The sequence below is a fragment of the Pseudomonas sp. P108 genome (assembly GCF_032613195.1).
GTDB lineage: Bacteria > Pseudomonadota > Gammaproteobacteria > Pseudomonadales > Pseudomonadaceae > Aquipseudomonas.
Genome location: NZ_CP126691.1, coordinates 2,979,021 through 3,004,229, shown reverse-complemented (window position 1 = coordinate 3,004,229; position 25,209 = coordinate 2,979,021). Strand labels below are relative to the sequence as shown.

Annotated in this window: 17 protein-coding genes; 13 read left to right on the top strand and 4 right to left on the bottom strand. The window is 58.4% G+C overall.

The annotated features are described in order from the left end of the window. The first annotated feature begins 422 nt into the window (after positions 1–422). Positions 423–1,499 (top strand): 3-deoxy-7-phosphoheptulonate synthase, encoded by a 1,077-nt coding sequence (locus QOM10_RS13140; protein ID WP_127927151.1) that lies wholly within the window; start codon positions 423–425, stop codon positions 1,497–1,499. Between the two features lie 55 nt (positions 1,500–1,554). On the opposite strand, the gene QOM10_RS13135 is transcribed toward QOM10_RS13140, so the two are convergent. Beyond that, entirely contained in the window at positions 1,555–2,631 is a 1,077-nt protein-coding gene (locus QOM10_RS13135; protein WP_127927149.1) for a hypothetical protein, read from the bottom strand. Positions 2,632–2,965: 334 nt separating this feature from the next. On the opposite strand from QOM10_RS13135, the gene QOM10_RS13130 reads away from it, so the two are divergent. The 10 genes from QOM10_RS13130 (at position 2,966) to QOM10_RS13085 (ending at position 16,017) form a co-directional block, all read left to right on the top strand. Next, positions 2,966–3,835 (top strand): lipase family alpha/beta hydrolase, encoded by an 870-nt coding sequence (locus tag QOM10_RS13130; protein WP_127930386.1) that lies wholly within the window; start codon positions 2,966–2,968, stop codon positions 3,833–3,835. Between the two features lie 97 nt (positions 3,836–3,932). After that, on the top strand, positions 3,933–4,214 hold the full coding sequence (locus tag QOM10_RS13125) for a peptidylprolyl isomerase (RefSeq protein WP_007912303.1): 282 nt from the start codon (positions 3,933–3,935) through the stop codon (positions 4,212–4,214). 133 nt (positions 4,215–4,347) lie between these two features. Beyond that, on the top strand, positions 4,348–6,216 hold the full coding sequence (locus QOM10_RS13120; protein WP_316918231.1) for an extracellular solute-binding protein: 1,869 nt from the start codon (positions 4,348–4,350) through the stop codon (positions 6,214–6,216). After that, positions 6,216–7,277 (top strand): microcin C ABC transporter permease YejB, encoded by a 1,062-nt coding sequence (locus QOM10_RS13115; RefSeq protein WP_034154280.1) that lies wholly within the window; start codon positions 6,216–6,218, stop codon positions 7,275–7,277. The genes QOM10_RS13120 and QOM10_RS13115 overlap by 1 nt, the downstream gene beginning before the upstream one ends. Further along, positions 7,277–8,299: an ABC transporter permease gene (locus tag QOM10_RS13110; protein ID WP_127927145.1), complete on the top strand. Its 1,023-nt coding sequence runs from the start codon at positions 7,277–7,279 to the stop codon at positions 8,297–8,299. The genes QOM10_RS13115 and QOM10_RS13110 overlap by 1 nt, the downstream gene beginning before the upstream one ends. A gap of 9 nt (positions 8,300–8,308) precedes the next feature. After that, on the top strand, positions 8,309–9,883 hold the full coding sequence (locus tag QOM10_RS13105) for an ABC transporter ATP-binding protein (RefSeq protein ID WP_316918230.1): 1,575 nt from the start codon (positions 8,309–8,311) through the stop codon (positions 9,881–9,883). A 166-nt stretch (positions 9,884–10,049) separates the two neighbouring features. Continuing rightward, positions 10,050–11,456: a sigma-54 interaction domain-containing protein gene (locus tag QOM10_RS13100; protein WP_316918229.1), complete on the top strand. Its 1,407-nt coding sequence runs from the start codon at positions 10,050–10,052 to the stop codon at positions 11,454–11,456. Positions 11,457–11,752: 296 nt separating this feature from the next. Further along, positions 11,753–13,144 carry a GntP family permease gene (locus QOM10_RS13095; protein WP_316918228.1) on the top strand — a complete coding sequence of 464 codons (1,392 nt, stop codon included), beginning with the start codon at positions 11,753–11,755 and terminating at the stop codon, positions 13,142–13,144. Between the two features lie 7 nt (positions 13,145–13,151). Further along, positions 13,152–13,925 (top strand): 3-hydroxybutyrate dehydrogenase, encoded by a 774-nt coding sequence (hbdH, locus tag QOM10_RS13090; protein WP_316918227.1) that lies wholly within the window; start codon positions 13,152–13,154, stop codon positions 13,923–13,925. 136 nt (positions 13,926–14,061) lie between these two features. Further along, the gene (locus QOM10_RS13085; RefSeq protein WP_316918226.1) at positions 14,062–16,017 is read left to right on the top strand and encodes an acetoacetate--CoA ligase; all 1,956 of its coding nucleotides are present in this window, start codon (positions 14,062–14,064) and stop codon (positions 16,015–16,017) included. A gap of 48 nt (positions 16,018–16,065) precedes the next feature. Here QOM10_RS13085 and QOM10_RS13080 read toward each other — a convergent pair whose 3' ends face one another. Both QOM10_RS13080 and QOM10_RS13075 read right to left on the bottom strand, forming a co-directional pair. Continuing rightward, positions 16,066–19,833, bottom strand: coding sequence for a hypothetical protein (locus QOM10_RS13080; RefSeq protein ID WP_316918224.1), 3,768 nt, complete (start codon positions 19,831–19,833; stop codon positions 16,066–16,068). Positions 19,834–19,966: 133 nt separating this feature from the next. Next, on the bottom strand, positions 19,967–21,076 hold the full coding sequence (locus tag QOM10_RS13075) for a PilT/PilU family type 4a pilus ATPase (RefSeq protein ID WP_127927131.1): 1,110 nt from the start codon (positions 21,074–21,076) through the stop codon (positions 19,967–19,969). 113 nt (positions 21,077–21,189) lie between these two features. On the opposite strand from QOM10_RS13075, the gene QOM10_RS13070 reads away from it, so the two are divergent. Both QOM10_RS13070 and QOM10_RS13065 read left to right on the top strand, forming a co-directional pair. Continuing rightward, positions 21,190–23,727, top strand: coding sequence for a PAS domain S-box protein (locus QOM10_RS13070; protein ID WP_316918223.1), 2,538 nt, complete (start codon positions 21,190–21,192; stop codon positions 23,725–23,727). Between the two features lie 51 nt (positions 23,728–23,778). Further along, the gene (locus tag QOM10_RS13065; RefSeq protein WP_007912322.1) at positions 23,779–24,054 is read left to right on the top strand and encodes a peptidylprolyl isomerase; all 276 of its coding nucleotides are present in this window, start codon (positions 23,779–23,781) and stop codon (positions 24,052–24,054) included. A 107-nt stretch (positions 24,055–24,161) separates the two neighbouring features. Here QOM10_RS13065 and QOM10_RS13060 read toward each other — a convergent pair whose 3' ends face one another. Further along, entirely contained in the window at positions 24,162–25,100 is a 939-nt protein-coding gene (locus QOM10_RS13060) for a sugar kinase (RefSeq protein WP_150752047.1), read from the bottom strand. Positions 25,101–25,209 lie beyond the last annotated feature (109 nt).

The following is a 25,209-nucleotide window of genomic DNA, read 5'->3' as shown; positions in this document are numbered from 1 at the left end:
GCTCGGTTGCGGCTGCCCGGGTAAATGACGTTTGCGCTCCGGTCAGCTTTTATTTTGGGTATTGGTTTAGCCACTGGCGCGCCTGATACCCAAACGGCGCCCATGAAAACGGGTCGCCTACCAGAGAATTCTCAACCCCCGGTCGGCCTCCCGACCGGGGGTTTTGTTTTTTCAGCCCCAGACTTTTTCCGCAACACACCAGACATTTTGAGGATTCACGACATGAACTACGCCACTTATTACCGTTACGACAGCTCCAGCGCCTGGCGATTTACCAGCTTCCGCTCGGGACAGCCTGCCGCCTCCGATCGGTCACCTACAGGTGGCAAGCACATACACGTAGCCAATACGGCCAACTGTCGAACACCCCAGTAGGGCCGAGCGAGCGGGAAGAACCCGCCGCCAGCCCAGGAAGACCAAATATGAACTCGTCCGTTTCTGCTCTGCCGCTGTCCACTTTGAACTCTGCCAACGAAGCATTGACCCTGCGTCTGCCCAGCTCGTTGCAACTCAAACAGCAATTGCCTCTGAGCAATGCCCTGAACCTGCAAGTCGCCGCCCATCGTCAGGCGATTCGCGCCATTCTCAATGGCCAGGACCCGCGACTGCTGGTCATCGTTGGCCCTTGTTCTATCCACGATCCACAATCTGCACTTGAGTACGCCGGCAAGCTCGCTCGACTGGCTGAAGACGTAAGCGGCGAAATGCTGTTGGTGATGCGCGCCTACGTCGAGAAACCGCGTACCACGGTCGGCTGGAAAGGCCTGGCCTACGACCCGCATCTTGATGGCAGTGACGACATGGCTGGCGGCCTGACGCTGTCGCGCGAGCTGATGCTGGAAATGATCCGCCTCGGCTTGCCGGTGGCCACCGAGTTGCTGCAACCCATGGCGGCCGGATACTTCGATGACCTGTTGAGCTGGGTCGCAATTGGCGCCCGCACCACTGAATCGCAGATCCACCGGGAGATGGCCAGTGGACTGAGCATGCCGGTCGGTTTCAAGAATGGCACCGACGGCGGCGCCGCCATTGCCGTTGACGCCATGCGTTCGGCCGCCCATCCGCACCGGCATTTCGGCGTCGACAGCCAAGGGCATCCGGCCGTCATCCAAACGCCAGGCAACCCCGACACCCATCTGGTGCTACGCGGGGGCCATAAAGGGCCGAACCATGATCGCGACAGCGTGGCAAAAATCCATGCCGACCTGAACCGACTGAAAATTCCGAGCCGGATCATGGTCGATTGCAGCCACGCCAACAGCGGCAAGGACCCATTGCGTCAGCCTGCCGTATTCAACGAAGTGCTTGAGCAACGCTTGCAAGGTGATCGTGCTCTGATCGGCATGATGATTGAGTCTCACCTGTTCGAAGGTTGCCAACCGCTGAGCGAATCCCTGCGTTACGGGGTTTCGATTACTGATGGCTGCCTCGGTTTCAGCGCAACGGAACACTTGCTCCTTGACGCCGCGCAGCGTCTTGCTGCACACGCCAAAGGCTGATTGCCAGGCCCGCCTTCCGAATTGATTGCAATCCGGAAGGCGGGCGACGCTGCCGCTAAACCTCCACTCGCACCCGCGCCACCGCAGACTCCTGACTGACATCGTCCAGACGCTCAACCGTGTAAGACACACGCACAGTCGTGCCATGGTGCTCACGCCAGAATCGGTGCGGCACGATAAAGATCAGTGGTTTTCCCGCCGACTCACGAGTGATTTCGCGGTCATCCCGGTGATTGAAAAGATCCCCGTCGCACTTGAGGTAAACCAACTCGCCTTCCTGCGTCTGAGCATTACCCATCACGATGGTGACGCCATCGATCGAATCCTCTTTCAACAGCACGCCATCTTCAGCCTCAAGCACATCAGGAGCGTCCAGTTCACCACGCAGAAACGGGGTGACCAGAATCCTTGCAGCTTCGGATTCGCGAACCGTTCCATCGACCTGTTCGACGCGATAGCGCACCATCACCTCGCCACCAAGATGCTCAGCGATATGCGCCCCGTCCACCCAAAATGACAACACCTCCGCGACTGCAAAGGCTTCGACCTTCAAGCAATCGCTGAACGTTGCCGGCAATGCATCTGCGCCCCACTGCAACGTAATCCGATCCCCCGCCGCCATTCGAGCATAAGGCTGGAGCACGACAAGCGTGCCTTCGGGCACTCGCGCCGGATCCAGCGTCCCGCCGATCAGCCCCTCGACAATCGGTGCGAGCAACTGCGACCGTGCATCTCCGACAGACAATTGCACAGGCGAAGACAGCGCAGGCTCGGCTCCAGCACTGCGCAACTTCCAGTGGATCTGCAGCGAACCGCCATCCAGCGCCGCGATATGCAGGCCTTTGATGACGAAAATCACATCCCTGCCGACCTGGGCTGCGCTGACATGGCGGACCATCTCATGCTGATAAGCAAAGCCCTCTATATCGAGGCCCTCCCAACTCAACAGCAACTGATCGCCGCAAGCCATGCCTGGATAAGGAGCGATTCGGACAACGACCTTGCCCAGCGAAGGATCCAGCACCGTTCCCTCCAGAGAATCGATGGTGACCGCTGGCAGCAACTCGCTCGCCACACAAGGACTGACGTGGTGGCGCATCCGGTAGCAAAACTCGACTTCGTGCGTGTTCATTAGTGCCTCCATTCCTTGGAAAAAACGCCGCTTCGTGGGCGGCGCCGACAACCAACATTGAACGCTACCCCTCACATTTCCGATGTCAGCCGGCTCCGCCGCAGGCACTCGGCAAAGGCATCGAACTCGGTAGGCAAACTGCACAAAAACGCGATCAACCCAGCGATAGATGGCTGCAAGTTCCGATTCGGATTTCACAAGTATCTGAAAATTCGTACAACTCCTAGTCCAGATTCATCGGCCAAGAGAAGTCTCTTCCTACTTCTTCAACGAGATGAGTGTTTTAGAGTGGCCTCCGGATTCCCCGATGAACTTCTGTGAAAAAGGTAAGAACATGCAACGGAATGCTTCAACTCGCTATCCCATCCTGTTGGTACACGGCCTGTTCGGATTCGAGCGCATCGGTCATTTCGAGCTGTTCCATGATGTAAAGGACGCCTTGAAAACAGCCGGCAGCCGAGTGTTTGTTCCACACCTTTCTGCCACCCACAAAAACGAAACAAGGGGTGAGCAACTGCTTGCACAGATTGATCGTGTCCTGCGTGGCACAGGTGCCGACAAAGTCAATCTCATCGGACACAGTCAGGGAGCATTGGCGGCTCGATACGCTGCTGCGCTTGCACCACACGCCGTAGCCTCGGTGACTTCCGTCAGCGGGCCGAACCACGGTTCGGAACTGGCTGATTTTCTGCGCAAGGCATTGGTACCCGGGCGCCTGCCGGAGGCTGTCGCACAGAACGTCGCGACGCTGTTTGCCAACTTCCTTTCGTTGCTCAGCGGCAGCATGACGTTGCCGCAGAACGCGCTGGCGGCGCTCAATGCGCTGACGACCGAAGGAGTGGGCGATTTCAACGACAAATTTCCGCAGGGCCTGCCCAAGACCTGGGGCGGACACGGCCCGGAACAGGTCAACGGCGTGCGTTATTACTCATGGAGCGGCGTCCTGCCGGCAAACAGCCCGTCGACACTCGATCCCGCCCAGCACATTTGCCATGCACTGTCGCAATATTTCATGACCGAGACGCAGCAGAACGATGGCTTCGTCGGCCGTTTCAGCTCTCACTTGGGACAGGTGATCCGCTCCGACTATCCGCTTGACCATCTGGGCAGCCTGCGCCGCACAGCCAGTCCCGTCACGGCTGTGCCCGATCCGATTGGACTGTACGTTGAACATGCCGAACGTCTGTGCGCCGCGAATCTCTGATCAAAGCCACGGACAATCGAACGGAACTTTGCCGAGAATTCGCCCACTGAATCCGGTAGGCTCCACACTTTACTGAAATAGATTGGAGAGTTTCCCCATGGCTAAAGCCACTGCCCGCCACATCCTGGTTTCCAGCGAAGACAAGTGCAACGAACTCAAGGCCCAGATCGAAGGCGGCGCTGATTTCGCCGAAGTCGCCAAAGCCAACTCCACCTGCCCGTCCAGCCGTCAGGGCGGCGACCTGGGCTCGTTCGGTCCTGGCCAGATGGTCAAGGAATTCGACACCGTGGTCTTCAGCGCGCCAATCAACGTTGTGCAAGGTCCGGTGAAGACTCAGTTCGGTTATCACCTGCTGGAAGTCACCAGCCGTCAGGACTGATCCGTCGCCTGATTGTTTACCAACGGCCCGCCTTCTGGTGGGCCGTTGCGTTTCAGTTACACATACGGCTGGCGGCTCACGCGCCTCTCGCGTACAACTTGCGCTTATCGATTTCCCGGTTCCAAGGCTGACAATGCGACTGGTTTTCCCCACATTGATGCTCACCGCCCTCACCCTGCTGACGGGTGCCGCTGGCGTGAGCGCTGCACCGCAACACGCGCTGACCGTTTACGGCGAACCTGCCAAGTACCCTGCCGGTTTCAGCCACTTCGACTACACCAACCTGCAAGCCCCCAAGGGCGGAACGATGCGCCGCTCGGCCATCGAGATTGGCCACTTCGACCATGTCCTTCCTTATATAGACAAAGGCATCGGCGTTACTCAGATCGATGGCTTGCTTTATTCGCCACTGGCCCAGCGCTCGCTGGACGAGCCTTACACCGTCTATGGCCTGGTTGCGCAAAAGATGGAGCGCTCGGACGATGGTCTGTCGCTGCGGTTCTTCATCAATCCCAAGGCACGCTTTGCCGATGGCAAGCCGATTACCGCCGAAGACGTACGCTACACCTACGATTTATTGATGACTCAGGGCAGCCTGCGTTATCGCACCCAGTTTGCTGACGTCAAAGGCGTCGAAGTGGAAGGCCCGTTGACCGTGCGGTTCGACTTCAAGAGCAATGAAAACCGCACCCTGCCCCTGGACGTCGCGACCCTTCCGGTATTTCCCGAACATTGGTGGAAGAGCCGCGATTTCGCCGGGGGTGGTGGCTATGAACCGCCACTGGGCAGCGGCCCCTATCGAGTCGGCAAAGTCGATTCGGGGCGCAGCATCACCTTTGAGCGCAACGCCGACTGGTGGGGCAAAGACTTGCCGGTCAGTCGCGGCCTCTACAATTTCGATCATTTCAGCATCGAGTACTTCGGTGATACCGACGTCGCTCGGCAAGTGCTGCGCGGTGGTGCCTATGACTACAACCGCGAGTTCTCGGCCACCGGCTACTCGATCGGCTACGACAGTCCCGCACTGAGCGACGGGCGCCTGCAAAAAGCTCATCTGGCCACCGAGGCGCCGCAATCAGCCCAGGGGTTTGTGTTCAACCTGCAAAAACCTGTATTCGCCGATCGCCGTGTGCGCCAGGCCCTGGCCATGCTCTGGGACTTCGAATGGAGCAACCGGCAGATGATGCGCGGTATGTATATCCGCCAGCAGAGCTACTTTTCCAACACGCAACTGGCGGCCAGCGAATTGCCCGATGCACAGGAACTGAAAATCCTCGAACCGCTGCGCGGCCAGGTTCCCGACGAAGTCTTCAGCAAAGTCTTTGAAGCGCCGAAGACCGACGGCAGCGGCCTGATCCGCGACAAACAATTGCAAGCACTCGAATTGCTCGAACAGGCTGGCTGGAAACCGGATGGCGATCAACTGGTGAATGCCCAGGGCGAGCCGCTGACCTTTACCTTTCTGGTCAGCCAGAACGGCATGGATCGCTTGCTGCTGCCGTACAAGCGCACGCTGAAACAGATCGGTATCGACCTGAACATTCGCCGCATCGACTCCTCGCAATACGTCAATCGCCTGATGAGCCGCGACTACGACATGATCGTCACGGGCTACCCGGTCAGCACTTCGCCGGGAGGCGAGTTGCTCAATTACTTTGCTTCCGCGTCGGCCAACGACCCGGGCGCGAACAACTACATGGTGTTGAAAAACCCGGCGGTGGATACGCTGATCAACGGCCTGATTCGCGCCTCAACCCAGTCCGACATGCTGCATTACGCCCATGCTCTGGATCGGGTGCTGCAATGGAATTACTACTGGATTCCCAACTACTATCCACCCGGCACCTCGACCGTCTGGTGGAACCGTTTCGGCATACCGTCGGTGCAAGCCAGCAATGACGAAGCCATCGAGAGCTGGTGGGAAATAAGCAGCACACCATTGACCAATCAGCAGATGACCGCCGAAAAAATTGCCCGTGGCAGACCCGGAGGGCCGCACTGATGTGGGGTTACATACTGCGGCGCCTGCTGCTGATCATCCCGACGCTGGTGATCATTCTGCTGGTCAATTTCGTGATCATTCAGGCCGCGCCCGGCGGCCCGGTAGAACAGGCCATCGCCCACCTGCAAGGGATCGGCGGCGCGAGTGTCGGTGGCGGCGCCAGCGAAACCATGAGCGGCACTTCGCGTGCCAGTCGCGGCCTCGATCCGCAACTGATCAAGGACATCGAAAAACAGTACGGCTTCGACAAACCGGCCCACGAACGCTTGTGGCTGATGTTGAAGAACTACGCGCAACTGGATTTCGGCAAGAGCTTTTTCCGTGGCGCGACGGTCACCGATCTGATCCTGGAAAAAATGCCGGTGACCATTTCCCTCGGGTTGTGGGCGACGCTGATCACCTATCTGGTGTCGATCCCGCTGGGGATCCGCAAGGCCGTGCATCATGGCAGTCATTTCGATATCTGGAGCAGCACGGCGATCATCATCGGCTACGCGATGCCGGCGTTTCTGTTTGCGATGTTCCTGATCGTGGTGTTTGCCGGCGGCACGTCGCTGAACTGGTTTCCGGTGCGTGGCCTGGTCTCGGACAACTTTGAATCATTGTCGACTCTCGGCAAAATCGCCGACTATTTCTGGCACCTGGTGCTGCCGGTCACGGCGCTGGTGATTGGTGGTTTCGCCACACTGACGATCCTGACGAAAAACTCGTTTCTCAATGAAATCACTCGCCAGTACGTGGTAACCGCCCGCGCCAAAGGCCTGAGCGAACGCCGTGTGCTGTACGGCCATGTGTTCCGCAATGCGATGCTGCTGGTGGTGTCCGGTATCCCGCAGGCGTTCATCAGTGTGTTCTTCGCCGGTTCGTTGCTGATCGAAGTGATCTTCTCCCTCGACGGTCTCGGGCGCATGAGCTACGAAGCCGCGGTTTCGCGGGACTACCCGGTGGTGTTCGGTTCGCTGTTCATCTTCACCCTCTTCGGCCTGCTGATAAAACTGGTCGGCGACCTGTGTTACACGCTGGTCGATCCGCGTATCGACTTCGCCGCGAGGAACGCCTGATGCTCAAGCTCTCGCCTCTGGGCCGTCGGCGCTTCGAGCGCTTCAAGAAAAACCGTCGTGGCTGGTGGTCGCTGTGGCTGTTCATCGGCCTGTTTGTGCTGACACTGGGGGGCGAGTTGATCGCCAATGACAAGCCTCTGGTCGTCAACTATCAAGGCCAATGGTACTTCCCGGTGTTCAAGCGCTACACCGAGCAGGAGTTCGGCGGACAACTGCCGTTCCAGGCTGATTATCGCAGCGATTACGTGCAGAACCTGATTCGCAAGGACGGTGGCTGGCTGCTGTTCCCGCCGATCCCGTTCAGTGACGACACGCCGAACTACGACCTCACCAAACCGGCGCCGAGCCCGCCGACGTCAGTCAATTGGCTGGGTACTGACGACCAGTCGCGGGATGTGCTGGCACGGGTCATATTCGGCGCGCGGGTGTCGATTCTGTTTGCCTTGATGCTGACCTTTGTCAGCGCCCTGATAGGCATCGCCGCCGGGGCATTGCAGGGCTACTACGGTGGCTGGGTCGATCTGCTCGGGCAACGTTTGCTGGAGGTCTGGTCAGGGCTGCCGGTGTTGTACCTGTTGATCATCCTCTCCGGTTTTGTCGAACCGAATTTCTGGTGGCTGCTGGGGATCATGGCGCTGTTTTCCTGGCTGGCACTGGTGGATGTGGTGCGCGCCGAGTTCCTGCGCGGACGCAATCTGGAGTACGTCAAAGCCGCCCGTGCGCTGGGCCTGAGCGACCGCAAGGTGATTTTCCGGCATATTCTGCCCAACGCCATGAACGCGACACTGAGCTACTTGCCGTTCATTCTGACCGGGGCGATTTCCACCCTCACCGCGCTGGATTTTCTCGGTTTCGGCATGCCTGCCGGCAGTGCTTCGCTGGGTGAGTTGATCGGTCAGGGCAAACAGAACCTGCAAGCACCGTGGCTTGGGTTGACGGCGTTTTTCACCCTGGCGCTGATCCTTTCCTTATTGGTGTTTATCGGCGAAGCGTTGCGAGACGCGTTCGACCCTCGATCCTGAAGCGTGGCCATGACTGACAACCTGATTGAAATCCGTAACCTCAACGTTGCCTTCCATGGCCAGAACGTGGTGCGCGACCAGTGTCTGGACATTCGCCCCGGCGAATGTCTGGCGTTGGTGGGCGAATCGGGCTCGGGCAAATCGGTAACCGCTCATTCGATTCTGCAATTGCTGCCGGAAAGCGAAGCGCAAACCACTGGCAGCATTCGCTATCGCGGACAGGAGCTGATCGGTGCGGATCCCAAGGTCTTGCGCGAATTGCGCGGCAACCGCATCGCCATGATCTTTCAGGAGCCGATGACCTCGCTCAATCCGCTGCACACCATCGAAAAACAGATTGGCGAAACCCTGCTGTTGCATCGTGGCCTCGGCGGCAAAGCGGCGCAGGCGCGCATCCTCGAACTGCTCGGTCTGGTGGGCCTCCAGAAACCCAAGGAACGCCTCAAGGCTTACCCGCATCAACTCTCTGGCGGGCAACGGCAACGGGTGATGATCGCCATGGCCCTGGCCTGCGAACCCGAGCTGTTGATCGCCGACGAACCGACCACGGCGCTCGATGTGACCGTGCAGCGCAAGATCCTGCTGCTGCTCAAATCCCTGCAACAACGCCTGGGCATGTCGCTGCTACTGATCAGCCATGATCTCAATCTGGTGCGCAGCATTGCTCAGCGCGTGTGCGTGATGAAGGCCGGGGAAATCGTCGAACAGGCGCCCTGCGAAACCCTGTTTACCGAGCCGAAACATCCTTACAGCTGCGTGCTGCTCAACGCCGAACCCGAAGGCGAAGCCCTGCCCCGGGATGAACGCGAAAACGTGCTGGAGGTCAATGATCTGAAGGTTGAGTTTGTCGTCGGCGGCAGCCTGTTCCAGCGCAAGCAATACCTGCGGGCGGTGGATGGCATCAGCCTGAGCATCCAGCGTGGCAAGACGTTGGGCATCGTCGGCGAGTCCGGTTCCGGCAAGTCGACGCTGGGTCAGGCGATCCTGCGCCTGCTCGACTCCGAAGGCAGTATCCGCTTTCAGGGCGAGGCGCTCGACGGTCTCAATCAGAAACAGATGCGTCCGTGGCGCCGACAGATGCAGGTGGTGTTTCAAGATCCGTTCGGCAGCCTCAGCCCGCGCATGTCAGTGGCGCAGATCATCAGCGAAGGCCTGGAAGTGCACTGCGAGTCGACTGCCGATGAGTGCGATGAACAAGTGATCCGCGTGCTTAAAGAGGTCGGCCTCGACCCGGATAGTCGCCATCGCTACCCCCACGAGTTCTCCGGTGGTCAGCGCCAGCGCATTGCCATCGCGCGGGCGCTGGTGTTGAAACCGGCGCTGATCCTGCTTGATGAGCCGACGTCAGCGCTGGATCGTACGGTGCAAAAACAAGTGGTCGCCTTGCTCCGTCAGCTTCAGGAAAAACACGGTTTGACCTATCTGTTCATCAGCCATGATCTGGCAGTGGTACGCGCGCTGGCCCACGACATGATCGTGATCAAGGACGGCAAAGTGGTCGAGCGTGGCGCCAGTCATGATGTGTTCGACGCGCCGCAGCATCCGTACACCAAAGAGCTGTTGGCGGCGGCGCATCCGGGGTAGGCGTCATATGTGTTCGGCTTGAAACCGGGTCGAGGCTTTCGCGAGCAGGCTCGCTCCCACAAGGTTCACGCCGGACACAAAATTTGGGAACGACCCAATCTACTGTGGGAGCGAGCCTGCTCGCGAAGGGGCCGGCACAGGCCATACACAATCAGGATCAGCCGCCATGAACACCACCGAAAGCCTCAAGGACTACCAACGGGTTCGCAGCCTGGCGATCCGTTCGTTGTTCGAGATCATCGAGCAGTCCAGCGAAGGCACGGTGATTGTCGACCGCGATGCCAACATCGTCTGGATGAACGAGCGCTACGCCCGGCGTTTTGGTCTTGAATCGGCGGCAGGCGCAATCGGCAAGCCCTGTGAAAGCGTGATCCCCGGCAGTCTGTTGCGCGAAGTCGTGCGCACCGGTCGCCCCATCCTTCTGGACATGCAGGACACGCCGAAAGAGCCATTGGTGGTGATGCGCCTGCCGATCCACGATGACGCCGGCACGGTGATCGGCGCGATCGGGTTTGCCCTGTTCGACGAATTGCGCACGCTGTCGCCGATGCTCAAACGCTACTTGAGCATGCAGGAAGAATTGGCCTCGACCCGTTCTCTGCTGCGCGCCCGGCAAACCAAATACAACTTCGCCCACTTCATCGGCACCAGCGCCGCCAGCCTTGAGGTCAAACGCCGTGCCCGACGCAGTGCCAGCGCCGAATCGCCGGTGCTGCTGCTCGGCGAGACCGGCACCGGTAAAGAGCTGCTGGCCCAGGCCATTCACAGCGCCTCGCCACGGGCGCACAAAGCGTTCGTCAGCATCAACAGCGCGGCGATTCCCGAGGCACTGCTGGAGGCGGAATTTTTCGGCACGGCACCCGGTGCGTTCACCGGCGCCGACCGCAAGGGCCGCACCGGCAAGCTGCAGATCGCCCAGGGCGGCACGCTGTTTCTCGACGAGATCGGTGACATGCCGCTGCCCTTGCAGAGCAAGCTGCTGCGTGCGCTGCAGGAAAAGGAATTCGAACCGGTCGGTTCCAACGAGGTGATTCAGAGCGACGTTCGCGTGATCGCCGCGACTTCGACCGATCTGCAAGCGGCGATCAAACGCGGTGAATTCCGTGCCGATTTGTACTACCGCCTCAATGTGTTGCCGATCCAGGTGCCGCCATTGCGTGAGCGTCTTGATGATCTGCCGGCGCTCAGCGAAGCGATTCTGGAAGAGCTGCGCAGCCAGCATGAACTGCACCGGGATGCGCTGGCGTTGCTCGGACAGCACGCGTGGCCGGGGAACATTCGCGAACTGCGTAATGTGCTGGAACGGGCGGCGTTGCTCAGTGATGACTTGATGCTGACCGAGCAGGATATTCGTGCGGCGATTGGTACGTTTACACCGGTTGAACGTGCGTCGATGGGTACCGTGGAAACGCTGGCTGGCGAGACATTTGCTCAGGCGCGGGAGAGATTTGATCGGCAATTGATTCAGGCAGCTCTTGCGCAATGTCAGGGGAAAGTGCCGGAAGCTGCGGCTCGACTGGGGCTGGGACGTTCGACGCTGTACAAGAAAATGGTGGCGTTGGGGATTGCCTGAGTCTCTAAATAGAGACAATGATCTCTTTCTGTAGATGGATTGTTTGAAGATCAAACGATCGCAGCCTTCGGCAGCTCCTACAGGGGAAATTCGCGCTCGCACTGTAGGAACTGCCGAAGGTTGCGATCTTTTCGGTTTAACGTAGTCTCTAAAACGAGACAAAACCGTTGAAAACCTTTACCTACAACCAGTAAATTCCATATATTTCAACAACTTAAACATCTGGCACAGATCTCGCTAACGCCTCTCCCAAACCCGTTCCACCCACAAAAATAACAATTCTGGAGAGACACACCATGAGTGTGATCATTGCCTTGGCGGCCCTCGCGCTGCTGATGCTCGCCGCCTACCGTGGCTACAGCGTTATCCTCTTCGCGCCGATTGCCGCCCTTGGCGCGGTGCTGCTTACCGACCCCTCCGCCGTCGCCCCTGCCTTCACCGGGGTGTTCATGGAAAAAATGGTCGGGTTCATCAAACTGTATTTTCCTGTGTTCCTGCTCGGCGCCGTGTTCGGTAAATTGATCGAACTGTCGGGATTCTCCCGCTCGATCGTTGCCGCGGCCATTCGCTTGCTCGGCACCAAACAGGCAATGCTGGTGATCGTGCTGGTCTGCGCCCTGCTCACTTATGGCGGCGTGTCGCTGTTCGTGGTGGTGTTTGCGGTGTACCCGTTTGCCGCCGAGATGTTTCGCCAGAGCAATATCCCCAAACGGCTGATCCCGGCAACCATCGCCCTTGGCGCGTTCTCGTTCACCATGGACGCCCTGCCCGGCACCCCGCAGATCCAGAACATCATCCCCAGCACGTTCTTCAACACCACCGCTTGGGCGGCGCCGTGGCTGGGCGTGATCGGTACGATTTTCGTGTTCTGCGCCGGCATGCTGTTTCTCCAGCGTCAACGCAACAAAGCGCAGCGCGCCGGTGAAGGCTACGGCACTGAACTGCGCAACGAACCGGAAACCGCCGAAGACCTGAAGCTGCCGAACCCATGGATTGCCCTGTCGCCGCTACTGGCAGTGGGCATCATGAACCTGCTGTTCACCCAGTGGATTCCGCAGTGGTATGGCAAGACTCACAGCCTTGCGCTGCCGGGCATGGCCACACCGGTCACCACCGAAATCGCCAAACTGACGGCGATCTGGGCGGTGCAAGCGGCTTTGCTGGTTGGCATTCTGATGGTGTTGGCGTTCGGTTTTCAGGCGATTCGCAGCAAGCTCGCCGAGGGCAGCAAAAGCGCGGTCAGCGGTGCGTTGCTGGCGGCAATGAACACCGCGTCGGAATACGGCTTCGGCGCAGTGATCGCTTCGCTGCCGGGCTTTCTGGTACTGGCTGACTGGCTCAAGCAGATCCCCAATCCGCTGGTCAACGAAGCCATCACCGTGACGCTGCTGGCCGGTATCACCGGCTCGGCGTCGGGCGGCATGAGCATTGCGCTGGCGGCGATGTCCGAGCAGTTCATTGCCGCCGCTCATGCCGCGAACATTCCGCTGGAAGTGCTGCACCGCGTCGCCGCGATGGCCAGCGGCGGTATGGACACCCTGCCGCACAACGGCGCGGTCATCACCTTGCTTGCGGTGACGGGTCTGACCCACCGCGAAGCCTATAAAGACATTTTCTGTATTACGCTGATCAAGACCCTGGCGGTTTTCGTAGTGATCGGCACTTTCTACGCCACTGGCCTTGTGTGAGGTATTCATGACCACTCTTTCCGGCAAGACCGCATTGGTTACCGGCTCCACCAGCGGCATCGGTCTGGGCATCGCACTGAGCCTGGCCAAGGCAGGCGCGAACCTGATTCTCAACGGTTTCGGCGATGCGTCGAAAGTCATCGCTGAAGTCGCCCGGTTTGGCGGCAAGGTTGGCCATCATCCGGCGGATGTCAGTGACCCGGCGCAGATCGCCGAGATGATCACTTACGCCGAACGCGAGTTCGGCGGTGTCGACATTCTGGTCAACAACGCCGGCATCCAGCATGTCGCCGCTGTCGAGGAATTCCCGATCGAGCGCTGGGATTCGATCATTGCCATCAACCTGTCTTCGGTGTTTCACAGCACGCGCCTGAGCCTGCCGGGGATGCGCACCAAAGGCTGGGGACGAATCATCAATATCGCCTCCGTGCATGGTCAGGTGGGCTCGACCGGCAAAGCCGCTTACGTCGCCGCCAAGCATGGCGTGATCGGTTTGACCAAAGTAGTCGGCCTGGAAACCGCGACCAGCAACGTCACCTGCAACGCGATTTGTCCGGGCTGGGTGCTGACGCCGCTGGTGCAGAAGCAGATCGACGACCGTGCGGCCAAAGGTGTCGATCCGCAGCAGGCGCAGCATGATCTGCTGGCCGAGAAGCAGCCGTCACTCGAGTTCGTGACACCGCAGCATCTGGGCGAACTGGTGCTGTTCCTGTGCAGCGAGGCGGGTAGCCAAGTGCGTGGAGCGGCGTGGAATATTGATGGTGGGTGGTTGGCGCAGTAATGCTGCGTCCCTGTAGGCCTTCGCCTGCTCGCGATAGCGGTGTGTCAGACCCGTAACAGTTAACTGACACACCGCTATCGCGAGCAGGCGAAGGCCTACAAGGGAATTTTTGTAATCCGATAACAAGAGGCAACCAATGTCCGACATCCTCTGGCAACCCGATGCCAACCGTATCGCCAAGTCGCGCATGGACACTTTCCGTCGTGCGGCCAATCAACGCCACAACCTGAAACTCGACGACTACCCGGCCCTGCACCAATGGAGCGTCGAGCAGCGCGCCGAGTTCTGGCAGGCGATCGTCGATTTCTTCGATATCCGCTTCCACACACAACCGGATGCCGTGCTGCGTGAAGGCGCGCAAATGCCGGATGCCGAGTGGTTTCCCGGCGCTACGCTGAACTTCGCCGAACATTTGCTGCGTCGTCGCGACGATTCTGTGGCCGTGGTCAGCGTGGCGGAAAATGGCCAGCGTGAGCAATTGTCCTGGGCTGAACTGGCCGAGCATGTCGCCGGGTTTCAGGCGAGCTTGCAGGCCGCCGGGGTTGGCCTCGGCGATCGCGTCGCAGCCTGCATGCCCAATACCTGGCAGACCTTGGTCGCAATGCTCGCCACCACCAGCCTTGGCGCGATCTGGTCGTGCTCTTCGCCGGACTTCGGCACCCACGGCGTAATCGACCGCTTCGGCCAGATCGAACCGAAGGTACTGATCACCTGCGCCGGTTATCGCTATGCCGGCAAGGCGATCGACCAGAGCGACAAAATCAACGAAATACTCGAACAACTGCCAACGCTAAGGCAGTTGATCATCGTGCCTTACGCTCACCCGCACGCCCGCATCGAGACTTACCGGACTCGCGCCGAAGTGACCTTGTGGGATGACTTCTATCAAGCGGGCGGCGAAGCGGATTTTGTCGCGGTGCCGTTCAATCATCCGCTGTACGTGTTGTATTCCAGCGGCACCACTGGCATGCCGAAATGCATCATTCACAGCACCGGTGGCGTGCTCCTGCAACACGTCAAGGAACACGGCCTGCATTGCGATCTGGGTCCTGGCGATCGACTGTTTTACTACACGACGTGCGGCTGGATGATGTGGAACTGGCTGGTCTCCGCGCTCGCGGTCGGCAGCGCCGTGGTGCTGTATGACGGTTCGCCGTTTTACCCGGATAACCAGCGTTTGCTCGACTTGATCGACGATGAACGCATCAGCGTGTTCGGCACCAGCCCCAAGTTCCTCGCCACCCTGGAAAGCAGCGGCACCAAACCCCGCGAAATCCATGATCTGGGAAGCCTGAAAACGCTGCTGTGCACCGGCTCGGCGCTGTCGCCGCAAAGCTATGACTTCGTCTATCGCGACTTCAAACCTGATGTGTGTCTGGCTTCGATGTCTGGCGGCACCGACATCGTTTCGTGCTTCGTCAATGGCAACCCGCTGTCGCCCGTGCGTCGCGGCGAGAACATGGGCAAAAGCCTGGGCATGGCGGTTGAAGTCTGGAATGACGCCGGCCAGCCGGTCGTGGGCGAAAAAGGCGAACTGGTCTGCACCCGGCACTTCCCGGCGATGCCGATCGGTCTGTGGAATGACCCGGACGGCGCAAAACTGCGCCAATCGTATTTCAGCCTGTTTCCCGGTGTCTGGGCACAGGGCGATTACGCTGAACAACGGCCTTATGGCGGGATGCTGATCCATGGGCGCTCGGACGCCGTGCTCAATCCCGGCGGCGTGCGCATAGGCACCGCGGAGATTTATCGTCAGGTCGAGAAAGTCGCTGAAGTGCTGGACAGCGTCGCCATCGGTCAGCAGTGGCAGGACGATGTGCGGGTTGTGCTGTTTGTCAGGTTGCGTGAAGGGCTGACACTCGAAGAGGCGCTGGAACAACGAATCCGGCAGGTGATCCGCGCCAATACCACTCCAAGGCATGTACCGGCGAAGATCGTTGCGGTGACGGACATTCCGCGCACCATCAGTGGCAAGGTTGTGGAGTTGGCCGTGCGGGAAGTGGTGCACGGCCGACCGGTGAAAAACACCGATGCGCTGGCCAATCCCGAAGCGCTGGAGCAGTTTCGGGATCGGCCGGAGCTTGATACTTGAATCGCGCGCTGACGCTCTGACAATAAACGTTGCTGGCAGCGCTGGTCGTCAGAGGGGTTTGTTCAGCGTAATGACAACCGGCTGAACAATCGCTCTACCGCCACTACGGTCGAGTGCATCGCGGATGATCGTCATGTTGTGGTCGAATGTAGCTTTGTCCGTAGCCATTTGACTCAGTAACGAGGTGGCAACTGCTAGAGAGTCAGCATTTTCAAAAGCTTCGGACACCGCATGGTAACTCGCGATCGAGTCCGCCACAGCCAGGTTGCCGGACGCAAGATTCAGCAGTTGCGCCACATCCAGCCGCTGCCCGGTGTTGCTTTGATGCTCGGTATCGGTGGCGTAGCCAACATCCGCGGTCTGCGCACTACCGTGGAACAGTTCATGAATCAGGTCGTCTGCCACCACATCATGGTTGAAGCCTAGATTGACGAAATGCTTGTTCAGGTTTTGAGTGTAAATCTCGACAAACGCGATATCAGCCGCGTCGCTGGAGCTAGCGCTTTTCCAGCGCTTGTAGTTGTTCACGTCAAAAGAGGCGATTGTCTCGTTATGCTTGAACGCATTGAGCAGCGTATTGCTCATCGAGAAACCAGCAAAGTCAAAGCGAATCAACCGCAAATAATTAACCAGCCGATTAGTAGCCGTCTGCGAGGTGTTACCGAACAGTGCCTTCATTAGCAGATCGCCATCTCGCTTGAATTCATGTCGGCTGATGGCTTCGATGGCGTTGTCGATCTTCGCCCGAGCACGGGGCAGGCTTTTTTCGATGAAGTTGCGCGTGTAACTTGCCGGCAGTGTCTTGAGTGAGTACGGCAACTGTAGAGGCGCTTGATAGGTGAAGCCTGTCAGTGGTTTCCCCCACAGATTGCCACGACGGTTCAAGGCATACCATTTGTTGCCACTGCGTGCGGCCAGAACCGTAACGAGGTTGCCGGTGCTGCCACGTGGTTGCCAGTGCCCCACTCCCCGATGTGCACTCTCGGAAGCACTGATCAGATCATAGGATTGCCGGCGGCCACTGAGTCTGTGCAACTGGCTGTTCGCTATAGCGACGAGTTCATGGCTGTTTTTGTTAAAGCGCAACAAGCCCTTGCGCACCAGTTTAGCGCCCGCCTGGATGCCAGACGGCACACCATCCAGCGGATTGAAAAGGCCAATGGCCGAGGTGAATGCCAACCGGGTAAACCGCGCAGCTTTGGATGTCGTTGAAATAGCCTTGGCCGAAATGCTCAACACTTTGGAACTGGCTCCCGCCACCGTTCCGACCAGACCGATACCGTCCATCAAACATCCGTAGATCCCATCCACCACCTTGTCATGTTCACCCGAGGCAATATCCTCGATGCATTTTTTGAAAGGCACCAGCAAGTCGATGAAATACGTCAGCAGTCGATCACCCTCTTCCCTGGAGAGCTCGAGCGGGGTCGGTATTCGGACTATTTCTCTCAGCTCATTTTTATTCAGGTAGGGTCGATTCTTGACGAGAAACTCGGCGATACGTTCGATATTCGGATCGTTGAATTTCCGATAGAACCCGGATGGTGGCGTCGAAGGTGTCTGCGATCCTTTCAGCATGCCAAAATTATCGATGATGGCCATGCTGCTGGTAATCGAAGAGTCTTCGGCAGTGGCATGGGTATAGCGCTTTACGTCGAGCGGGAGGCTTTGCGTCGCGGTAATACTCAGTGGAAACGTTACATCCCCGCTCGCACTCATTCTCGAGCGTTGTTGCAGTTTCTGCTCTCGTTTGATGAAAGCAGCCAAGGCGTCATTTTTTCGAGTTTCTGCGCGCGACGTAAACAGTTCATAGCAGAGGTCAGCATTCTCGCAAGACGCATACATCACGATGCCAAAACGTCCTGTGGCGGCATCTCTGCTTTGTCGTGTTTCTTGTGTCACTTTGACAGTCAGGGGGCCGCTCGCCCGACGCGATTTATAATAAACGGCGGACTCGCGTACCGTGAGGAAGTGAATATCGGCATTCATGAAGACGCGCAGATCCGCCTCTGGCATCTGCGCCAAAGCCAGTTTCACGGTAGATAACATGGCGCTGTTCAAATCATTGAAATGCACGGCCAACTGCCGATCCATCTCCTCGTCACAGGATGCAAGTTTCAATAAACCCGGATAACGTTTGTAGAGGCTGACACCGGACGGGTTGTAGTTGATGGCCGGCTTGGGGACACCGTTAGTAACCAGACGCACCGTACGCCTGTCCCACTGACCAGTGACCAAGTCGCCCGATTGATGCAGGTCGACCATGGACATGACCTGCTGCCCGCCTCGCTCGGACAGTGCTTTTGCGTCCAGGGTGTCACAACCCGGTGCGGCAATTTTCAAAGCCGCACGGGCAATCTTCGCTCTGTCGGGTAACGGTGTCGAAAATACCTTGGCGATTTGAGCGAACTTTTCCGAGTGTTGCTCGAATGCGTCAATTGCACGCCGGGTGCTGGTTTCTTCGGCCTGCTCGAGTTCCGCCGTTGTCACAATCTGGTTGATCAGCGCCCAATCGACGATAGGGTCGATCATGGCCAGGTCACGCTTGTGCTTCTGCGACTCACTGACCGGTTGCAGTTCGCCATAAGCCATTATCTGGGCATACGTCATGACTCGCGTCGCACCGGTTTTTACAGTCTCGACGAGCATGACGGCACGACAAAAATTGATCCAGCCAATCGAGCCGAGGGTGATCGACGATGGAATCTCCCTGGCCAGAAACTCTGGGGCATTACGTGCCAACAGCAGGTGAGCTACCAGCGGTTCCAAACCACTATCAACCCATTTTCTGGTTCGCAGAACAGTCGTCAGTTCCTCTCGTATGACCGACGGGTGACGGTCAACATTTTTCGGCGCATACAGATCAAATCCAGCGACGTGATTGCGCTGTATGTCATGACCAACTGACGGATCCAGATCAAGCAATATTGCCGTCATCAGCAATTGGCCGAGGATGTCATCAGCGACTTCCTGCCCCTTGTTTACGCCAAACCAACCCAGCTCTTTCAGATACTCTTTTGCGAGATTCCGGGTAACTGGATGATTGACGAATTCGACAACCAATTGAGCCGCACTTTCATGGGTGACAGCGGCGCGCCCGGTAACATTGTAGAGGGCTGTCAGGAGTTTTTTCCCACTCATCAACTTGGCAGTCGCATTACGAATGGCGAAAAACTGCTCCCCGGACAATGCAATCGATGTCTGGTCCTCTGTTTGAAAGTGCTCCCAATAGTTTGAAGGCTCTTTCACTTGCGGATCAAACTTGAACAAGGCGATCAGTTCTCTGACCTTCACGTTGTTCTCGGGCAAACTTATGTCATGGAATCGAAACCATTGATCGAGCGTCAAATCGATATCAGGCCAAACGTAGCCGCCGACGACCGCTGCTATATCCGAAATCAACGTCAATGCAGATTGTATCGGAACACTTTTTTCAAAGTGACGCGCTGCTACCAGATCCACCCACCCCCTGTCTGCTCGGACTTCCATCTTGCCGTCAGGTGTAACTCGTACAAGTCCGTCATGGTCGCGCGCACCTTCCCGGGCAAGTGCACCGACGACCGGACCGGTCTCAAGCAGTTCGCTGAGCATAAGCCTGCCGGGATTATAAATTTCATACAACGAAGATCCCGCCTGCAACGCCACTTCGTGTGTATACCAATTGATCTTTTGATCATCCGTGTATTGGCTTAACGCTTGTTCCAGTTGAGCCAGGACCAATTGGCGCTCTACTGCATCTGCTTCAGCCCTGTATTTCCACTCGGAAAGAGCGACAGCCGAAGACCAGAATGTTTTACCTCTGGTTTTATCATTCATACTTAGAACCTCATCAAGTTAACCAGCCGACAACTTCAGCTCGATGACGTTCTACTGTTTTTGACACACCCCTTCCACTTCAAAAATATGAGGCGCTATTTCCTGACGGATATTCAAAGCAATCAATTAAACATCAATCCATTAGTCCCCACTCCCCTGACGGCGAACCATTATTACTACTTTCATCTCCAGCCAGTTTGATTCGTAATTTAAGATTATTGATCGAGTCTGCATTTTTCAAAGCCTCCTGCGCACTGATTGCACCTTCGGCAACCAACGAAAACAACGCTGCATCAAATGTCTGCATACCCAGTTCGGTGGATTTCTCCATGATCGGTTTGAGTTCATCGAACTGACCGCGTCGGATCAGATCAGCGATGGTTGGCGTGCCCAACAGCACCTCGACAGCAGCCCGTCGTTGGCCATCGACAGTGCGCACCAATCGTTGCGAGATAAATGCTTTCAGGTTATTGCCCAGCGTCTGCAATAACTGCGGTCGCCGCTCTTCCGGGAACATATTGATAATTCGATCCAGCGCCTGATTGGCGTTAGTGGCATGCAACGTCGATAGCACCAGATGTCCGGTATCGGCAAACGCCAATGCATGTTCCATGGTTTCGCGATCACGGATTTCACCGATCAGCACTACATCCGGCGCCTGGCGCAAAGTGTTCTTCAACGCCGCATGAAAACTGCGCGTATCGACCCCGACTTCACGTTGATTGATGATTGAACGCTGGTGCCGATGGATGTACTCGATCGGATCCTCGATGGTGATGATGTGCCCGGTGCTGTGGCGGTTGCGGTGGTCGATCAATGCCGCCAGCGAAGTCGACTTACCCGAATCGGTGGCGCCGACAAACAGGATCAACCCTTGCTTGAGCATGACGGTGTCGAGCAGTACCGGCGGCAGTTTCAGGTCAGCGAAGCGCGGGATGTCGAGTTTGACGTTGCGGATAACGATCGATACATCGTTGCGCTGTTTGAAGATGTTCACGCGAAAGCGGCCGATGCCCGTTCGCGAAATCGCCAGGTTCATTTCCAGATCCCGGTCGAACTCCCGTCGTTGCTCGGCGTCCATCAGGGAGGCGGCGATGGCGGCGGTTTCACCGATCTTGAAAGGCTGCTCGCTCAACGCCGTGAGCACGCCGTCGACCCGCGCACTGGGCGGTGCGCCCGTGGACAGGAACAGATCCGAACCGTTTTTATTGGACAAAACTGACAACAGTGCATCGATTTCCATGGCAAAAAACACCCGCGAAGCATTCAATGAACAGAAAATGGCCTGCGCCTGGCGCAGCTCAACTGCAACAATGATAGACGTCGCCTCACCGAACCACGCTCAGGACTGATGTAATGAATGCTGTACCGAACACCGACGACGCGCAGGCATTGATCGCCCGCACCGACTGGAGCCGTGGCCCGCTGGGTGCTGCCGGCAACTGGCCGCAGAGCCTGCGCACGGCGGTGGACATCGTGATTCACTCGCCCATGCCGATGCTGTTGTTGTGGGGCCCGCAGCTCACGCAGATCTACAACAACGGTTTCGCCCTGCTCGCCGGGCACAAGCATCCGCACGCTTTCGGACAACCTGCGCACCAGATCTGGCCCGAACTTCAAGAGTTTACCGACCCCATTTACAGAGCAGTCCTGCAAGGCCAGGTGCGCACCTACAGCGAAAGACGCTTCACCCTGCAACGTGACGGCAAAGAGTCCGACTTCTGGCTGGATCTGACTTACAGTCCGATCCGTGATGAAACCGCGCAAGTCGCCGGAATTCTGGTGACTGCCATCGAAACCAACGAACGCCGACGCATCGCTCTGGAACTGCAGCGACGCTCCGAAGAAAGCCTCAAGGCTCAACGCGAAACCGAGGAACGCCTGCAACTGGCCCTGGCCGCGACCGATGCCGTTGGCACCTGGGATTGGGATATCGGCGAAGATCGCTTTATCGCCGATGCGCATTTCGCCCAACTGCATGGCGTCGACCCCGCCCTGTCCGGTCAATTGCCGATCAGCGATTACTTGCAGGGCGTGCACCCCGAAGACCGCGCGATGATCGCGCGCAGCATCAAACACTGCATCACCCACGGCACCGAATACGCTGAGGAATACCGCTTGTTGCAGGCTGACGGCGAGGTCCGCTGGGTGTTCGCTCGCGGGCGCTGCTACAAGGATCATCATGGCCGGCCCATGCGCTTCCTCGGCGCGGCGCTGGACCTGACCGAGCGCAAACACACCGAACAGGCGTTACGCCAGAGCCAGACCGAACTGCAACTGATCATCAACGCCATGCCGATCCTGATCAGCTATGTCGACTGTGAAGAGCGCTTTCGCCTGAACAACGCGGCCTATCTGGACTGGTACGGACTCACGCCACAGGAGCTCTACGGCCGCACGATTCGTGAAGTCATCGGTGAAGAGGCCTATTTCCTGCGTCTGCCTTACATTGCCGAAGCCCTGGCCGGCAGACCGTGTTCGTTCAGCCTGTACACCCCGCACCGTGATGGCAGCAGTCGCCACGCGCTGATGAATTACCTTCCACGTTACGGTGCGGACGGCGCGGTGAATGGTTTCTACATCTTTGTGATCGACGAGACCGAGCGCAAGAAAACCGAAGAAGCCTTGCGCAATCTCAACGAAACCCTTGAAGAACGGGTCAGCGCTCGCACCGAACAACTGGCGCAGGCCAACCAGCGTTTGCAGAACGAGATGTTCGAACGCGAGCGTGCCGAAGATGCCTTGCGACATGCGCAGAAGATGGAGGCTGTCGGTCAGCTCACCGGCGGTATCGCCCACGACTTCAACAACATGCTCACCGGGATCATCGGCAGTCTCGATTTGATGCAGCGCTACATTGCCAACGGCCGGGCCGACGAAATTGGTCGATTTACCGAAGCGGCGGTGTCCTCGGCAAATCGTGCGGCAGCACTGACCCACAGGTTGCTGGCGTTTTCGCGGCGACAGTCGCTGGATCGCAAAACCCTGAACGTCAATGAGCTGGTGCATTCTCTGGAAGACCTGATCCGCCGGACCAAGGGCGATCCGATCGAACTCACACTGCATCTGGCCGAGAATGTATGGCCGGTCAGCACCGACGTCAGCCAACTGGAAAACGCCCTGCTCAACCTGGTCATCAATGCCCGGGATGCGATGCCTGATGGCGGCGAACTGGTGATTGAAACCGCCAACGTGTATCTCGATGGCAGTGACATCACCACGCTGGAACCGGTCAAGGCCGGCGATTACCTGATGCTGGCAGTCAGCGACAACGGCACCGGGATGACGCCCTCGGTGCGTTCCAAGGCTTTTGATCCATTCTTCACCACCAAACCCATTGGCCAGGGCACCGGGCTGGGCCTGTCGATGATTTATGGTTTTGCCCAGCAGTCGGGCGGGCATGTCAGCCTCGACAGCTTGCCGGGCCAGGGCACCTGTGTGCGGTTGTACTTGCCGCGTCTGTACGGCATCGAGCCGGAACGGCCAGCGATCGTGCCGCTTGAGCAAGCGCCGACGACGGCGACCGGCGAAACCGTGGTGGTCGTCGAAGATGACCCGGCCGTGCGCATGCTGGTGCTCGATCTGCTCCGGGAGTTGGGTTATCAAGCCCACGAAGCCGAAGATGCCAAGACCGCCCTGCCGCTGCTTGAGTCCGATCTGCGCGTGGATCTGCTGGTCACCGACGTAGGCCTGCCCGGCATGAATGGCCGGCAACTGGCGGAAATCGCCCGTCAGCATCGGCCGGGCCTCAAGGTGCTGTTCATGACCGGTTACGCGCAGAAAGCTGCCGAGCGCCAGGGTTTCCTCGAGGACGGCATGGACATGGTCGCCAAACCGTTTGCCATTGAGCTGCTGGCCAGCAAGATCCGCACGATGCTCAGCCAAACCCCGTGACTTGAGGCATAATCCGCGCCCCGCCGTCACCCCGTTATCAGGTACCGCACGATGAAAGCCCAAGCCCGCCACATTCTGGTGAAAACCGCCGAAGAGGCCGAACAGCTCAAACAACGCATCGCCAAGGGTGAAGCGTTTGATGTGCTGGCGAAGAAATTTTCCACCTGCCCGTCCGGCAAGCGCGGCGGCGATCTGGGTGAAGTGCGGCCGGGGCAGATGGTTGGGGCGATTGATGCGGTGATCTTCAAAAAGCCACTGCGGACCGTGCATGGGCCGATCAAGAGCAAGTTCGGGTATCACCTGGTGCAGGTGTTTTACCGCGATTGACGGGTTGGCTTCAGGGCCCTTTCGCGAGCAGGCTCGCTCCCACATTTGGAATGCATTCCCCTGTGGGAGCGAGCCTGCTCGCGATCGATTGCGCAGCAAGCGGCCATTCAAGCCTGTTTCGGAATCAATGCCCCCGGCACCTGAATCACCTGGCTGGCCAGCAAGTGCCCGGCCTCGGCAGCCTCCGCCGGACTTGCGCCCAGCAATCGACTGGCCAGATACGCCGCACTGAACGAATCCCCCGCCGCCGTGGTGTCCACCACCTTCTCGACCTTCTGCGCCGGCACCTCAAAAGCCTCGCCATCACAACGAATCAGGCACGCCTCGGCGCCACGCTTGAGCACCACTTCCGGCGTGCCGAATTGCGCGTAAGCGGCAAACACCGCGTCGCCATCGGCGAAGCCGAACAGCGCCTGTTCGTCATCTACCGTCAATAACGCCAGATCAACGTAGGGCAATACGCTGCGATAGGCCGCGCGCGCGTCTTCTACCGAGGCCCACAGGCGTGGCCGATAGTTGTTGTCGAAGACAATCCGCGCATCACGCTGGCGCGCTTCGATCAGCGTCTGGATCAGTTTTTCCCGGCCCGATGCACCGAGGACGGCCAAGGTGATACCGCTGAAATACAACACATCGTAATCCGGCAGCGCCGCCAGAATCGGCTCGGCTGCCGGGGTGGTGAAACAGTCGCGAACCGCCGCTTCATTGCGCCAGTAGAGAAAACGTCGCTCGCCGCTGGCATCGGTCTGGATGCAATACAGGCCCGGCAAGCGTCCCGGCAGACGCTGCACCAGATCCAGACCAATGCCTTCGCTGGTCCATATCCGGCACATGGCATCGCTGAAGCTGTCATCGCCCAGCGCGGTGACGTAATCGACCCGGGCCTTGTCGCCCATCGCACGCGACAGATACACCGCGGTGTTCAGGGTGTCGCCACCGAAGCTTTGCTGCAGGCTGCCGTCGGCGCGTTGCTGCAGTTCGATCATGCATTCGCCGATCAGGGCGATACGCGGGGTGTTCGGGCCCAGAGGGCTGAGGGTGTTCATCTTGTGCTGTCTCTGTTGATCGATGGTGTCTGGACTGGCGCCTTCGCGAGCAGGCTCGCTCCCACAGGGGAATGCATTCCAAGTGTGGGAGCGAGCCTGCTCGCGAATG

Bases quoted from the DNA above. Each gene is read 5' to 3' on its own strand.
- QOM10_RS13140 (WP_127927151.1), top strand. From the start codon at position 423: ATGAACTCGTCCGTTTCTGCTCTGCCGCTGTCCACTTTGAACTCTGCC.
- QOM10_RS13135 (WP_127927149.1), bottom strand. From the start codon at position 2,631: ATGAACACGCACGAAGTCGAGTTTTGCTACCGGATGCGCCACCACGTC.
- QOM10_RS13130 (WP_127930386.1), top strand. From the start codon at position 2,966: ATGCAACGGAATGCTTCAACTCGCTATCCCATCCTGTTGGTACACGGC.
- QOM10_RS13125 (WP_007912303.1), top strand. From the start codon at position 3,933: ATGGCTAAAGCCACTGCCCGCCACATCCTGGTTTCCAGCGAAGACAAG.
- QOM10_RS13120 (WP_316918231.1), top strand. From the start codon at position 4,348: ATGCGACTGGTTTTCCCCACATTGATGCTCACCGCCCTCACCCTGCTG.
- QOM10_RS13115 (WP_034154280.1), top strand. From the start codon at position 6,216: ATGTGGGGTTACATACTGCGGCGCCTGCTGCTGATCATCCCGACGCTG.
- QOM10_RS13110 (WP_127927145.1), top strand. From the start codon at position 7,277: ATGCTCAAGCTCTCGCCTCTGGGCCGTCGGCGCTTCGAGCGCTTCAAG.
- QOM10_RS13105 (WP_316918230.1), top strand. From the start codon at position 8,309: ATGACTGACAACCTGATTGAAATCCGTAACCTCAACGTTGCCTTCCAT.
- QOM10_RS13100 (WP_316918229.1), top strand. From the start codon at position 10,050: ATGAACACCACCGAAAGCCTCAAGGACTACCAACGGGTTCGCAGCCTG.
- QOM10_RS13095 (WP_316918228.1), top strand. From the start codon at position 11,753: ATGAGTGTGATCATTGCCTTGGCGGCCCTCGCGCTGCTGATGCTCGCC.
- hbdH (WP_316918227.1), top strand. From the start codon at position 13,152: ATGACCACTCTTTCCGGCAAGACCGCATTGGTTACCGGCTCCACCAGC.
- QOM10_RS13085 (WP_316918226.1), top strand. From the start codon at position 14,062: ATGTCCGACATCCTCTGGCAACCCGATGCCAACCGTATCGCCAAGTCG.
- QOM10_RS13080 (WP_316918224.1), bottom strand. From the start codon at position 19,833: ATGAATGATAAAACCAGAGGTAAAACATTCTGGTCTTCGGCTGTCGCT.
- QOM10_RS13075 (WP_127927131.1), bottom strand. From the start codon at position 21,076: ATGGAAATCGATGCACTGTTGTCAGTTTTGTCCAATAAAAACGGTTCG.
- QOM10_RS13070 (WP_316918223.1), top strand. From the start codon at position 21,190: ATGAATGCTGTACCGAACACCGACGACGCGCAGGCATTGATCGCCCGC.
- QOM10_RS13065 (WP_007912322.1), top strand. From the start codon at position 23,779: ATGAAAGCCCAAGCCCGCCACATTCTGGTGAAAACCGCCGAAGAGGCC.
- QOM10_RS13060 (WP_150752047.1), bottom strand. From the start codon at position 25,100: ATGAACACCCTCAGCCCTCTGGGCCCGAACACCCCGCGTATCGCCCTG.